We start from the raw sequence: 13,103 nt of genomic DNA on the forward strand, positions 1-13,103 counted from the left end.
GAATATAGTATACTAATTATAAGAAAGTCATTTTATAAGTCGTATTTACCCTAGGAGGCGTATATGAGTATTCAAGTTGGCTTGCGAGGCGAAGCCGTTGTAAAAGTAACAGAGGCAAATATAGCTAAAACTATGAAAAGTGGTGCTTTGCCCGTATTTGCTACACCTGCTATGTGTGCGTTAATGGAAGAAGCGGCGGTTGCTGCTTTGAGTAATTACTTGGCAGACGGTGAAGGTACGGTAGGGATTTCCTTGCATATTACCCATGATAAACCATCGCCTGTAGGTGCTACAATTCGAGCTGAGGCGGATGTAACGGCTGTGGAAGGTCGTAAAATTTCGTATCGTGTAGCCGCCTATGAAGGAGAAGTTTGTATTGGTCAGGGAACACATGAGCGCTTTGTAATTAATAACGAAAAATTTATGAGTAAGTTGAAGTAAAAGTAAGTAAATAGATAAGTGCGTAAATAGATACAAATTATTAAATGAGTAATTTTCTCAAAAATATTTATCCGAATGGAGCTATTTGTATCTGAGGCTACCATTTTTTTAGAGGATGAGGTATACAATAAATATACCCCATCCTCTTTGTATTATATGAGAATATTGATGTATCAAGGATATCGAAAAGTATCGTTTAAGTAGGTGGTATATAGAATTTGTAAAAATATCATAAATGAAAATAAATGTCATTTATATTGACAGATAACTACTTTGATTGTATGATGAATGAAGAAGATAGTTAGCTTAATTATTTTTCGCCAAGTAGATAGTAGCTTGGTAGGAAGCTACTATTTATTAAATCCGGATTTACTAGTATGACAGCCTTGAGAGCAAGTGTTCTCCTGAAAACATTGAGAGGCAGGGTGAACTATGGTAAGCGAGATAGATTCTATTATCGGTTATCATTGTGCGCCGGCAATACGGGGCATCAAGGTGGCGAATCTTGTGGCAATTCCACGAGATAAGGATATACATTTGACAACGGCTTTGTCGGCGTATAATGAAATGTTTAATGAACGTGGCTTGTTCTTTTATGAACTATGTCACTGCGACCAACGAAGATTGTTGTTAGTGTTTCGCAAACGGATGTTAGAGGAATATTTACGGCGACCAGAGCACCTAGGATTTTTAAAAATGTATGGCTATTTGCCAACAGAATCCTTAGAGGTATGGTTTGAACGCTTGAAACGTCGTTTAGAAGAACGACAGGATTTTCCTCATGAAATAGGTCTGTTTTTAGGCTATCCACTCCACGATGTATGCTCTTTCATTCGGTTGAAAGGAAGCGGGTATAAACTATGTGGTGAATGGAAAGTTTATGGCAATCCTATGTCCGCCATGCATTCGTTTCACTGTTTTCGGGCATGCAGAAATTACTGTCATACCCAGCTTTTAAATGGTAAACAATTAGAGTCTTTAGTAGCCGTAACGGCATGCTAGTAGGAGGTAATCACATGATTGGTGTAATTTATTGGTCTGGTACAGGTAATACAGCAGCAATGGCAGAAGCTATCGGTAAAGGCATCGCTGATGCTGGTCAAGAAGTAGTAGTAAAATCCGTTTCTGAAATTTCCGCTGATGAAGCAGCTGCTTTTGATAAATTAGCATTAGGCTGTGCTGACATGGGTGCAGAACAGTTAGAAGAAATGGAATTTGAACCATTTTATACTGCTTTAGAAGGCAAATTATCTGGTAAACAAGTAATTCTTTTCGGCTCTTATGGTTGGGGCGGTACTTGGCTTGATGATTGGGCAGAACGCGTAAAAGGCGCTGGTGCTAACATCGTGGCTGATAACCTTCCTGTATTTGGTGCGCCTGATGATGCAGCTTTGGCTGATTGTGAAGCGCGCGGCAAAGCATTGGCTGAAGCTTAATACATACGATAATAATACATAACAAATAATAAAGGGACGGAAGCCCACATGGTGAAGTGTGTGGGCTTCCGTCCCTTTTTGTTATAGTATAGAATTGGTTAGTTGTAATAAGATAAGGGTTATTTTTTCAATCCATTAATAAACCGTTCAATGCGCACTAAGGCTTCTTGGATTGTTTCACGAGAAGAGGCGTAGGAGCAACGGATACGACCTTTGCCACATTCACCAAAGGCAGAACCGGGTACGACGGCTACATGCTCTTGTTGTAATAATTGTACAGCAAAGTCAAAGTCATTTAAGCCACAGCTGGAAATATCAGGGAATACATAGAAGGCCCCTTCTGGTACAGCAATTGGTAATCCCATTTTTTGGAAACCCGCAACGATAAGGTCACGACGGGCTTGGTATTCCTCACGCATATTAATAACGCTTTCATCACATTCATTAAGGGCGACAATAGCGGCATGTTGAATAGGGGTAGCTGGGGCTACAATGCTGTATTGATGAATTTTAATGGCTTGCGCAATGACTTCTTCTGGCGCTAAGAGGAAACCAATACGAAGGCCCGTCATAGCATAGGCTTTGGAGAAGCCGTTTAAGATAAGGGTCCGTTCTTTCATACCCGGTAAAGAAGCAATACTTGTATGCGTTTGCCCATAAGTTAATTCTGAATAAATTTCATCACTCACTACAATGAGATCATGTTTAATAGCAAATTCAGCAATGTCCTTTAAATCCTCTTGGTTTAAAATAGCACCGGTTGGATTGCTAGGATAGCCCATAAGTAATACTTTGGTCTTAGGGGTAACCGCTTTTTCAAGTTCCGCCGGGGTAATTTTAAAACCTTCTTCTAGTTGGGTAGGGACCATAATAGGAGTACCGCGATTTAGTTTGACTTCAGCTGCATAGGCTACATAGGAAGGGTCTGGAATGAGGACTTCATCCCCTTCATTAAGGAGCACGCGCATAGCTAGGTCAATAGCTTCGCTGGCACCGACGGTGAGCATCATTTGATCTTCTGTATAGTCTACGCCATAACGTTTGTTATACCATTGGCGAATGGCTGTACGCAAAGGTAATAAACCGGCGTTACTTGTGTAGTTTGTTTCTTTGTTTTCAAGGCTCTTAATGGCTGCTTGCAATACTTTTTCAGGGGGCGCATAATCAGGCTCACCTACGCCGAGGGATAAGACATTATCCATGGCTAAGGCCATTTCCCAAATTTTACGAATCCCTGAAGCAGGGAGCTCTTGTGATGTTTTTGAAATGTAATTGTTCCAGTTCATGTTGAATCCTCCTTCATACCAAGTAGTGCTTCTTAAGGCATTCTTGGCTCTCTCTTTATCCTAGCTATTAGTGTATCACAAATTAGAGAACACTAGTAGTGCATTTAGAAACTTAATAAGTTTCTGGTATAACGTAATAACTTTTTGGCGTAACTTAATAAGGGTTAGGAGTAAATTACTAACTTTTAGGTAAATCTTAATAATTTTTGGGGAAAACGTATTAAGTGTATACAATTAATATTCGATTTATAGTAAAATAAAGAATTAGAGATATATTTAAAAGGAGGCACTGATGAAGAACTTATGTAGTGAACGGTTCGTAGTGACCTATCAAATAGAAGCGCCTACGTATGAAGAGGCGAAAGCTATTGCATGGGGGGTTCAAGTGGAACAGACCATTGAATTTCCTTATGATTTTTTGCAAGATGAAGATATTAAACGAGATGTAGTAGGTCGTTTAGAATCCTTAGAACCAGTTGGTGATGGCGCGCATTTTCTAGCACGTATTTCTTATGGCGTGGAATGTACGGCGTTAGAGGCGACTCAATTTTTAAATGTTGTGTTTGGAAATTCATCTCTTCAGCCACATATTTGGGTTGTGGATATTGAATTAGCTCCAGCCTTAGTGAAGGCCTTTAAAGGGCCTCGCTTTGGCTTAGACGGTTTACGCCAGCTTACGGGAACCGCCAATCGAGCGTTTATTCAAGCTGTCATTAAACCAATGGGGACGCCTGTAACTACGTTGGCTCATATGTGCCGTGCCTATGTGTTAGGTGGGGCTGATGTTATTAAAGATGACCATGGTATAACGAACCAAGCATTTTCACCCTTTGTCGAACGGGTAAAACGCTGTGCCGAAGCGGTGGCAGAAGCGAATGCACAATCTGGTCATCATACGCTGTATGCCGCTAATGTATCGGCTGATGGGGAAGCCTTATTAGAACGAGCCTATTTAGCTAAAGAAGCGGGTGCTACTGCTCTTATGGTGGCCCCTGCTTTAGTGGGTTATGGTTGGCTTAATCGGTTGGCTAAAGAGGCTGATTTAGGTTTGCCAATTATATCTCATCCAGCCATGATGGGTGGCTTTGCGTTGCCTGGGGTATCTGGGATTGCAGATTATTTATGGATGGGCTTCTTGCCTCGTCTATTTGGGGCGGATATGCCTATTTTTGTATCTTATGGTGGTCGTTTTACCTTTACGGCCGATCAATGCAAGCGCATTCATCACTATTGTACAAAGCCGGTAGCAGGGATTAAGGAGACCTGTCCTTCACCAGGTGGTGGCGTGACGGAGCTTCGTTTGCCAGAATTGCTTGATTTATATGGCAAAGATACCATGTTTTTGGTTGGTGGTGATATGTTTCGCCGTGGTCCTGATTTAGCCGCTAATATGAAAGTATTTGTCGATATTGCGAAGCAACATGGCTAATAGGGATACTATAAATGAATAATTAATAATAGAGAAAAGAGACGGATTGTATGTTAAATACTGAATTACAAACAAAATTAACAAATTTGGAAGCTACTTTGCAGCAAATGGGGAGTGCTGTTGTAGCTTTTTCTGGTGGAGTTGACAGTACCTTTTTAGCCGCTGTGGCTCATAAAGTACTGGGCAATAAGGCACAAGCTTTTACAGTCAGTTCACCAACTTTGCCAGCGGAAGAAATTGAAGATGCCAAACGCTTTGCCAAGGCGATTGGTATTACGCATACGATTGTAGAAATTAATGAATTAGAAATGGAAGATTTTACACGTAATGACCCAGACCGTTGTTATTATTGTAAGAAAAATCGCTTTCAAAAATTAATTGATTGGGCCGCCGTCAAGGGGATTAATGGCGTACTTGATGGAGGTAATTTAGATGACAAAAAGGATTATCGCCCCGGTATGCGTGCCTTAGAAGAGCTAGGTACAGTGCAGAGTCCCTTATTAGAAAATGGGTTTACCAAAGATGATATTCGGACGGTGGCTAAAGCGTGGGGGCTTGAAGTATGGGATAAACCAAGTTCGCCATGTTTAGCTACGCGTGTACCGTATAATCATGTGATTACCGGTGAAGCGTTGGCGATGATTGAAAAAGGTGAGAAATATTTACACCAATTCATTGACGGCCCTTTGCGCGTGCGTTACCATGAAGGTATGGCTCGCATTGAGGTGAGTGAAGCTGATTTTCAAATCTTTGCTGAAGCAAAACGTCGAGCCATGATTTGTAAAGCGTTTGAAGAATTTGGTTTTACCTATGTAAGTGTTGATTTACAGAGTTTTAAAAGCGGTAATTTGAACCGAGAAGTGAAATAGAAGGAGTTTTTGTTGAGACAACGTGCCATAGAAGAAGCTGTGAATAAATTACAAATGAATACTACGTCGATGGCACTGAAGGAAGCATTGCCTGGGAGCGAAGAGGGGTCGTCTTTAGCCGCTCATGTACTTGCCAGTGGCAGTCAAGGCAATGCGACGTTGATTACCTATAAAGATACTTGCATTTTAGTGGATGCTGGTATTAGTGCACGACGGATTACACAAGGTTTAAAAGAGCTTGGCTTAAGTTTAAATCAATTAGCCGGTATCTGTATTACGCATGAGCATACGGATCACATGGCAGGCCTTCCTCAATTGCTGAAACAATGTGATGTGCCTGTTTATACTCGCGAAGGAACTATGCGGGAGATTGTAAATCGTAAAGGTCTTACTAGTAAGGCCTTTTCAGTGATTACTAAAAGTAGCTTTACCCTTGGTGATTTGCAAGTGGATACATTTCGCACCAGCCATGATGCGGCGGATCCTATGGGGCTTTGTTGTTATGGTGGTGCTCATAAGATTACTTTCATGACGGATACGGGCCTTGTGGATGATACCATGCTTAAGCACATGGATGATAGTGATTTGTTGGTATTAGAGGCCAATTATGATCCACAAATGTTAAAATATGGGCCTTATCCCTATGATTTGAAACGTCGCGTAGCGAGTCCTTATGGTCATTTGAGTAATGAACATGCCGCGCAAGCTTTGTTGATGATGAAACGCCCTGCCGATTTACAGGTTATTTTGGCGCATCGATCTGAAAAAAATAATGCCCAGCCCGTAGTGGCTGACACGGTGATGACTGCGTTACAAGCAGAGGGCTTGGAAGTGAATAAAGATGTTCGTTTATATCATGGACAGCCTAAGGAAAAAGTGTCCATTCACGCATAAACTATTCGGAAGTTAGGAGGTTTTAACATGGATAGTAAAAAACGTGGTTTATTTATTATATTAGCTATTGTCTTGATTATCGTAGGGGCTGTAGGTGGTTATTTAACGAATGACTTTTACAGTAACACGAAACGAACGATTACAGAAACAACGGCGCTTACTGGTGATGGTCCTAAGAAAAATGTGCCTTTATCAGATAATCGTAACACACCTATCGTAGAAGCTGTTAAAAAGGCAGGCCCTGCTGTGGTAGGGATTACTACTAAAGTATATGACCGTAATGTATTTGACCAACAAGTATTGGTTGGTGAAGGCGTAGGGTCAGGGGTTATTATTGATAAAGCGGGCTATATAGTGACAAATTATCACGTAGTGGCACAGGCTAATAATAAAAAAGTAACGGTGTCCTTAAGTGATGGTTCCTCTCAAGAAGGGGCCATAGTAGGGGTTGACCCATTAACTGATTTGGCGGTTGTTAAAATTGCGCCACCGGATAATATGCCTGTAGCAACTCTTGGCGATTCTGATCAATTACAAGTTGGCGAACCAGCTATTGCCATTGGGAATCCTTTGGGTTTAGAATTCCAAGGCTCCGTTACAGCTGGTGTTATTAGCGCCCTTCATCGTACGGTAGATATGGAATCGCAACGGTTTCCTTTAATTCAAACCGATGCAGCGATTAATCCTGGTAACTCTGGTGGTGCACTAGTGAATGCTGATGGTGATGTAGTCGGTATTAATAGTGAAAAAATTGCTCATACTGGCGTAGAAGGCATGGGTTTCTCCATTCCGATTAATGAAGTAAAGCCTATTGTGAAAGAATTAATTGAAAAAGGCAAAGTGGTTCGCCCATACTTAGGTCTTGGTTTATTAGATAAATCAACGGCTGCTAAATATGGTTTACAACTTAAGAAAGATGGGTTGTTAGTAGCCCGTGTATATAGTGATGGCCCAGCGGCTAATAGTGATATTAGTGAAGGCGATTTAATCGTAGCCGTTGGTGAAAAATCAATGACTAACTTAATGGAATTAAAACAAATTTTAGATAGTCATAAACCTGGTGAATCGTTAGAACTGACAGTATTAAGTAATGGGGCTGAACGGACTGTAACGATTGTGCTTGGCACAATGCCAGAGGCGACTAATTAAGCGATGAATATTTACAATGATTAGGAGGTAGATGTAGCCTAGTATGAAATTTACGATTCTTGCCATTGGCAAATTAAAGACCACCTATCTCCGTGAGGGGGTGGCAGAATTTGTGAAACGTCTTACCGTATATGGGGGCGTGACAATTACTGAGCTCAATGAAAGTAAACTGCCCAGCGCTGATGATAGTAAGCGTCAAGCTATCGTGGTAGAAGAAGGGGAGCGCTTATTGAAACAAGTGAATCCTAAAAGCTATGTTGTGCTTTTAGACGTAAAGGGTAAACTATTAGCCTCAGAAGAACTAGCAGCAAAAATTGCTGATTTAGAGGTACAAGGCATTAGTGAAATGACGTTTATCATTGGTGGTGCTTTTGGTGTTTCTGAAGAACTTCGACGGCGTGCTGATGTAAGATTATCTTTTAGCCCTATGACATTTACCCATCAAATGGTACGGCTATTATTAGTGGAGCAAATTTATCGAGCTTGTAAAATTAATCGTCATGAACCCTACCATTGGTAATAGGGAGTTTTGACTATATAGGTAATGTTAATGCATTTATTTTATAGTGTATGAGGAGTAGATGGAGGTAATAGCGTGACAACAAATGCAGCCAATTTTACTGGTTTGCCGAGCCTTGAGGCATTGTGGCAGGTGCAACAACAGCAAGGCAGTGATGGTTTTTATGCTGTATATGGGGAAGCCACTGATACAGCACAGACTATTATTCAAGGCAATTTGGATTTATTGAAGGCCCAATTTAGTCAGTTACAGGCTGGTAGTGAAGCTTTGTCTGAAGAAACCGATCAAGTGACACAATGGCAAGAGCGCCGAGAGTTTTTACAAAAAACATTGGATGAAATTAGTAATACTACTCGCATTGTTAATTCGACTTTAGGTGCTTATGGTGATGCCGCTAAGATGGTACAAACGTTAGAAAAAGGTGGCTTTACACAAGAGTATATAGTACATCGCAAAGAAGAACTGGGCACACAAAATAAAGAGGTAAATACGTTGTTAATAGAGTTTAGTCGTTATGCGCAAACCCTGTTGGATGCACTGAATAATGAAACGAAGACAGCACAGCGATTAGCTGCTAAAGAAACTGTAGCCGATGTGAATCATGGTGTATTGATGGCTTTGTATCAATCGTGGTTAGAACGAAGCTTTGCGGTCAATAAATTATTGGAAGCTCGTTTAGTTTTCATCAGTGGTTTATTAGAGTCCTTGCGCAAAGATTTAACGACGTTACAGGTTCATAAAATGGAACAAGATGTGCAAGAAAGAGCGCGCCAAGTGGCCGCGCGTCGTTATAAAGCGAAGGTAGAAGACGTAACCGATTATGATGATTTGGAAGGACAATATCGCCATCGTTATGATGAAGCGGGTAATTTAATCGGCATTGAGGAAGGAGGCCAAGGCGGCAATCGTCGCGGTTGGCAAGTCGTCATTGTAAGTGCGATTATTGTGATTGCTATTATCACTTATTTTGTAATGAAAGGGTAAGAAAAACTGCAAATTAAGCAGGAGTTTTAGAAACCTTTGTCTAACATATACTATATAACACAGTAGATTTTATGATTAGTATGGCTAGCTATTTAGTCGTTTTTATAAGTGCACTGTTACGCTGTTAGCAGTGGCTAGCTATAACTGTCAAGGATGAAGTAAGAAGTGTAGTAGGAACGTTAATGTAAGTGACGTTTCAAAGGAGGTAATCCTATGTTAATTGCTGAAGCTATGAACAAATATCCTGTAACTGTTACGAAAGATACGTCGATTAATGAAGCTGCAAAATTGCTTGTAAAATACAAAGTGGCCGCTCTTATTGTAGTCGATGAGGATAACAAATTAGTGGGGATAATTACGGAAGGCGATTTATTGTATAAGAAAGTACGCCCTCATGCGCCTCACTATGTGAATGTATTAGGGGCTAGTATTTACTATAGTGGCATTGGCGAGTATAATGCGCAATTTAAGAAGTTGTTAGCCGTTCATGTAGAAGAGCTAATGACTCGCGAAGTCATTACTTGTGGCCCTAAAGAAGAAGTAGAACCAGTAGTGGCGACGATGTTAGAAAAACATTTAAAAACTATGCCTGTCTTAGATGAAAATGGCGTTGTAATCGGTGTCTTTAGCCGCCGTGATGTAGTGGAATTAATTGCTAAAGAAAGCTAATAACATAATTTATCAAAAAAATCTAGAATAAAATGACTTACTTTATCACATAAAATTGCATACATTCAAATTTTATGATAAGATAAGGAATGCAATATTAAAAAACAGAAATTTTGGGCATTTAGCCCTCAAGGAGGACATATTTTCATGAATGCAACTGTAACCCCTGTTGATCAACATAAGGTAACCTTAACTATTGAAGTTCCAGCTAAAGACGTAACGAAAGGTATTCAGCAAGCTGTAAAACGCATTGCTGGTCAGGTTAACATTCCTGGTTTCCGTAAAGGTAAAGCACCTCGCCGTATTTTAGAAATGAACTTCGGCAAGGAAGCTATTTTAGAAGAAGCGTTTGACACTATCGCTGGCCGTGCGTATCAAGAAGCATTAGTAGCTAATGAAATCGTACCTGTAAGTGAACCAGAAATCGAACGTGTAACTTTCGAAGAAGGTAAAGATTTAGTGTTCAAAGCAACCCTTACAAAACGCCCAGAAGTAACGCTTGGCGACTATAAAGGCTTAGAAGCTGAAAAACAAGAAGCTAAGGTAACTGATGAACAGATTCAGGAACAGTTAGACAATATTCGTAATCAGCAAGCTAAAATGGTAGTAGCTGACAAAGATGCGAAATTACAAAAAGATGACTTTGCTGTTATCGATTTCGCTGGTTCTATCGATGGTAAGCCATTTGATGGTGGCGAAGGTAAATCCTATCCACTTCAAATTGGTTCCGGTAGCTTCATCCCTGGCTTTGAAGATCAATTAATTGGTCATGCCGCTGGTGATGATGTAGAAGTTAAAGTAACTTTCCCTGAAGATTACTTTGTAAAAGAATTAGCTAATAAAGAAGCTGTTTTCAAAACTCATATTCATGACATTAAACGTAAAGAATTGCCTGAATTGAATGATGAATTCGCTAAAGAAGCTAGCTCTTATGAAACAATTGAAGAATTAAAAGCAGATCTTCGTAAACAAATGGAAGAAGATGCTACGCGTCGTGCTATTGATGCATACAATGCGGCACTTATTGAAACAGCCGTTAAAAATGCAACGGTAGATATTCCTGAAGTTATGGTAGAAGATCGTGTAGAACAGATGATTCAAGAAATGGCTATGAACTTAGAAAGCCGTGGCTTGAAATTAGAAGATTACTTGAAATTCTCCAACAAAACAATGGACGGTTTAAAAGAAGAACACCATGCGAATGCGGCTGAAAATGTACGCGCTGACTTGGTATTAGAAGCGATTGCTAAAGCTGAAAACATCGAAGTAACTCCAGAAGATATGAACATCGAAATTTACACGATGGCTCAGCAATTTGGTGCCGATCCAAAAGAAGTTATGAATATTATTGTTAAAGAAGGCCGTGTAGCTATGTTGAGAAATTCTGTAGCTCGTAAAAAAGCAGCTCGTTTTGTTATTGAGCAGGCTAAAGGCGCAGAATCCCAGGAAAAATAATCCACGGGCTATATAGGTACATGGACATGAGGTGTAGTTTATGTATGTACCGGTAGTAGTAGAGCAAAGTGGACGCGGTGAGCGTTCGTATGATATTTACTCTCGTTTGTTAAAGGATAGAATTGTCTTTTTAGGTGGCCCTATCAATGATGATGTGGCAAATCTTGTTATTGCACAATTATTATTCTTAGAAGCAGAGGACCCTGATAAAGATATTCATTTGTATATTAATAGCCCTGGTGGGGTAGTAACCGCTGGTATGGCGATTTATGATACGATGCAATATATCAAACCTGATGTGTCTACCATTTGTGTAGGTTCGGCAGCTAGTATGGGGGCTGTGCTCCTTACAGCTGGGGCGAAAGGGAAACGCTATGCGTTACCACATGCTCGGGTTATGATTCACCAACCATTAGGTGGTGTACAAGGTCAGGCTTCTGAAATTGAAATTCATGCTCGTGAAATCTTACGCATGCGTGAAGAATTAAATGGCTTACTGGCTTCTCATAGTGGTCAACCGATTGATGTTATCGCTCGCGATACTGATCGTGACAATTTCATGAGTGCACAGGATGCTGTTACTTATGGCTTAATTGATGAGGTATTGACTCGACCTGTAGTAACTAGTAAATAATTAGGAGGACTAAGCTTGAAGAAAGACGAGAAAGAAACGTTGCGTTGTAGTTTTTGTGGACGCACCGGTGAGGAAGTCCGCAAGCTAGTGGCAGGTCCTAATGTATATATTTGTGATGAATGTGTAGAAGTTTGTCAGAATATTATTGATGAGGAACTTGGTCAAAGTAATGAAGTAGGTTTTGCCTTAAAGCATGTACCTACACCTCACGAAATTAAGGAATATTTAGATGAATACGTAATTGGTCAAGAGGAGGCGAAAGTCTCCTTGGCCGTTGCGGTATATAATCACTATAAGCGTTTGCAAGTGAATAACACCGTGGATGATGTAGAATTACAGAAAGCGAATGTGTTATTTATTGGTCCTACTGGTAGTGGTAAGACCTTATTAGCGCAAACCTTGGCGAAAATGCTAGAAGTGCCATTTGCGATTGCTGATGCTACAAGTTTAACGGAAGCTGGTTATGTAGGGGAAGATGTGGAAAACATTTTGCTCAAATTAATTCAAGCTGCCGATTATGATGTAACTAAAGCAGAACGTGGTATTGTATACATTGACGAAATTGACAAGATTGCCCGTAAATCGGAAAATCCGTCTATTACTCGTGATGTATCTGGTGAAGGGGTACAGCAGGCTTTGCTTAAAATATTAGAAGGCACTGTGGCCTCCGTGCCTCCACAAGGGGGACGTAAACACCCACATCAAGAATTAATTCAAATTGATACAACCAATATTTTGTTTATTTGTGGCGGTGCCTTTGATGGCCTAGAAAAAGTGATTTCCAAGCGTACAGCAAAGAAAACATTGGGCTTCGGGGCGGATATTCAAAAGCAAGAAGAAAAAGATGTGTCTGCTATTTTGAAGGAAGTTGTGCCTGAAGATTTACAAAAATTTGGCCTCATTCCTGAGTTTATTGGTCGTTTGCCAGTTATGGTAACCTTAGATCCATTGGACAAGGAAGGGTTAATTCGCATCTTAACAGAACCTCGCAATGCTTTGACAAAACAATATGAAAAGATGTTATCTTTAGAAGATGTAACATTAACATTTGAGAAAGAAGCGTTAGAGGAAATAGCATCTGAAGCTATGAAACGAAATACGGGAGCTCGTGGATTACGATCCATCATTGAAAAGGTAATGAAGCAAGTTATGTATGATATTCCGTCACAGGAAGGGGTTACAGACTGCACTATTACAAGTGATGCTGTGAAAGGCACAGCAGAACCTATACTCAAGAATGAGTCTACCGTTACAGGTAAGAATTAATTGTAAGTCTAAGAAACTCATTTCCTTTGGAATGAGTTTCTTTTTATAAATATAAACTTGAAAAGGAGCCT

At 40.3% G+C, this 13,103-nt stretch carries 14 protein-coding genes; 13 read left to right on the forward strand and 1 reads right to left on the reverse strand.

Going from position 1 to position 13,103, the window contains the following annotated elements; translation table 11 throughout:
• Positions 1 to 63 precede the first annotated feature (63 nt).
• The 3 genes from VER_RS06360 to VER_RS06370 all read left to right on the forward strand — a co-directional run bounded on the left by VER_RS06360 (position 64) and on the right by VER_RS06370 (position 1,877).
• Positions 64 to 441, forward strand: a complete 378-nt coding sequence (locus VER_RS06360; protein ID WP_162100030.1) for a thioesterase family protein — start codon at positions 64 to 66, stop codon at positions 439 to 441.
• Positions 442 to 873: 432 nt separating this feature from the next.
• Complete coding sequence (locus VER_RS06365) at positions 874 to 1,443, forward strand: DUF3793 family protein (RefSeq protein ID WP_162100031.1); 570 nt, start codon at positions 874 to 876, stop codon at positions 1,441 to 1,443.
• Between the two features lie 14 nt (positions 1,444 to 1,457).
• Positions 1,458 to 1,877 carry a flavodoxin gene (locus VER_RS06370; protein ID WP_162100032.1) on the forward strand — a complete coding sequence of 140 codons (420 nt, stop codon included), beginning with the start codon at positions 1,458 to 1,460 and terminating at the stop codon, positions 1,875 to 1,877.
• 119 nt (positions 1,878 to 1,996) lie between these two features.
• Here the strand turns inward: VER_RS06370 and VER_RS06375 are convergent, their stop codons facing one another.
• The gene (locus VER_RS06375; protein WP_162100033.1) at positions 1,997 to 3,163 is read right to left on the reverse strand and encodes a pyridoxal phosphate-dependent aminotransferase; all 1,167 of its coding nucleotides are present in this window, start codon (positions 3,161 to 3,163) and stop codon (positions 1,997 to 1,999) included.
• Positions 3,164 to 3,455: 292 nt separating this feature from the next.
• On the opposite strand from VER_RS06375, the gene VER_RS06380 reads away from it, so the two are divergent.
• From VER_RS06380 to clpX, 10 genes are all read left to right on the forward strand, one after another.
• Positions 3,456 to 4,592, forward strand: a complete 1,137-nt coding sequence (locus VER_RS06380; protein ID WP_162100034.1) for a RuBisCO large subunit C-terminal-like domain-containing protein — start codon at positions 3,456 to 3,458, stop codon at positions 4,590 to 4,592.
• Positions 4,593 to 4,642: 50 nt separating this feature from the next.
• Positions 4,643 to 5,461, forward strand: a complete 819-nt coding sequence (gene larE, locus VER_RS06385; RefSeq protein WP_162100035.1) for an ATP-dependent sacrificial sulfur transferase LarE — start codon at positions 4,643 to 4,645, stop codon at positions 5,459 to 5,461.
• A 9-nt stretch (positions 5,462 to 5,470) separates the two neighbouring features.
• Complete coding sequence (locus tag VER_RS06390; protein ID WP_238390166.1) at positions 5,471 to 6,355, forward strand: MBL fold metallo-hydrolase; 885 nt, start codon at positions 5,471 to 5,473, stop codon at positions 6,353 to 6,355.
• A 27-nt stretch (positions 6,356 to 6,382) separates the two neighbouring features.
• A complete protein-coding gene (locus tag VER_RS06395; RefSeq protein WP_162100036.1) occupies positions 6,383 to 7,504 on the forward strand; it encodes a S1C family serine protease in 1,122 nt (373 codons plus the stop codon).
• Positions 7,505 to 7,547: 43 nt separating this feature from the next.
• The gene (gene rlmH, locus VER_RS06400; RefSeq protein WP_162100037.1) at positions 7,548 to 8,024 is read left to right on the forward strand and encodes a 23S rRNA (pseudouridine(1915)-N(3))-methyltransferase RlmH; all 477 of its coding nucleotides are present in this window, start codon (positions 7,548 to 7,550) and stop codon (positions 8,022 to 8,024) included.
• 75 nt (positions 8,025 to 8,099) lie between these two features.
• A complete protein-coding gene (locus VER_RS06405; RefSeq protein WP_162100038.1) occupies positions 8,100 to 9,008 on the forward strand; it encodes a hypothetical protein in 909 nt (302 codons plus the stop codon).
• 213 nt (positions 9,009 to 9,221) lie between these two features.
• Positions 9,222 to 9,677, forward strand: coding sequence for a CBS domain-containing protein (locus VER_RS06410; RefSeq protein ID WP_162100039.1), 456 nt, complete (start codon positions 9,222 to 9,224; stop codon positions 9,675 to 9,677).
• Between the two features lie 147 nt (positions 9,678 to 9,824).
• Positions 9,825 to 11,132, forward strand: a complete 1,308-nt coding sequence (tig, locus tag VER_RS06415) for a trigger factor (RefSeq protein WP_162100040.1) — start codon at positions 9,825 to 9,827, stop codon at positions 11,130 to 11,132.
• Between the two features lie 40 nt (positions 11,133 to 11,172).
• Positions 11,173 to 11,766 (forward strand): ATP-dependent Clp endopeptidase proteolytic subunit ClpP, encoded by a 594-nt coding sequence (gene clpP, locus VER_RS06420; RefSeq protein WP_115310982.1) that lies wholly within the window; start codon positions 11,173 to 11,175, stop codon positions 11,764 to 11,766.
• Positions 11,767 to 11,781: 15 nt separating this feature from the next.
• A complete protein-coding gene (gene clpX / locus VER_RS06425) occupies positions 11,782 to 13,032 on the forward strand; it encodes an ATP-dependent Clp protease ATP-binding subunit ClpX (RefSeq protein WP_162100041.1) in 1,251 nt (416 codons plus the stop codon).
• Positions 13,033 to 13,103: the final 71 nt, after the last annotated feature.

The sequence above is a fragment of the Veillonella sp. R32 genome (assembly GCF_010093125.1).
Taxonomy (GTDB): Bacteria; Bacillota; Negativicutes; order Veillonellales; family Veillonellaceae; genus Veillonella_A.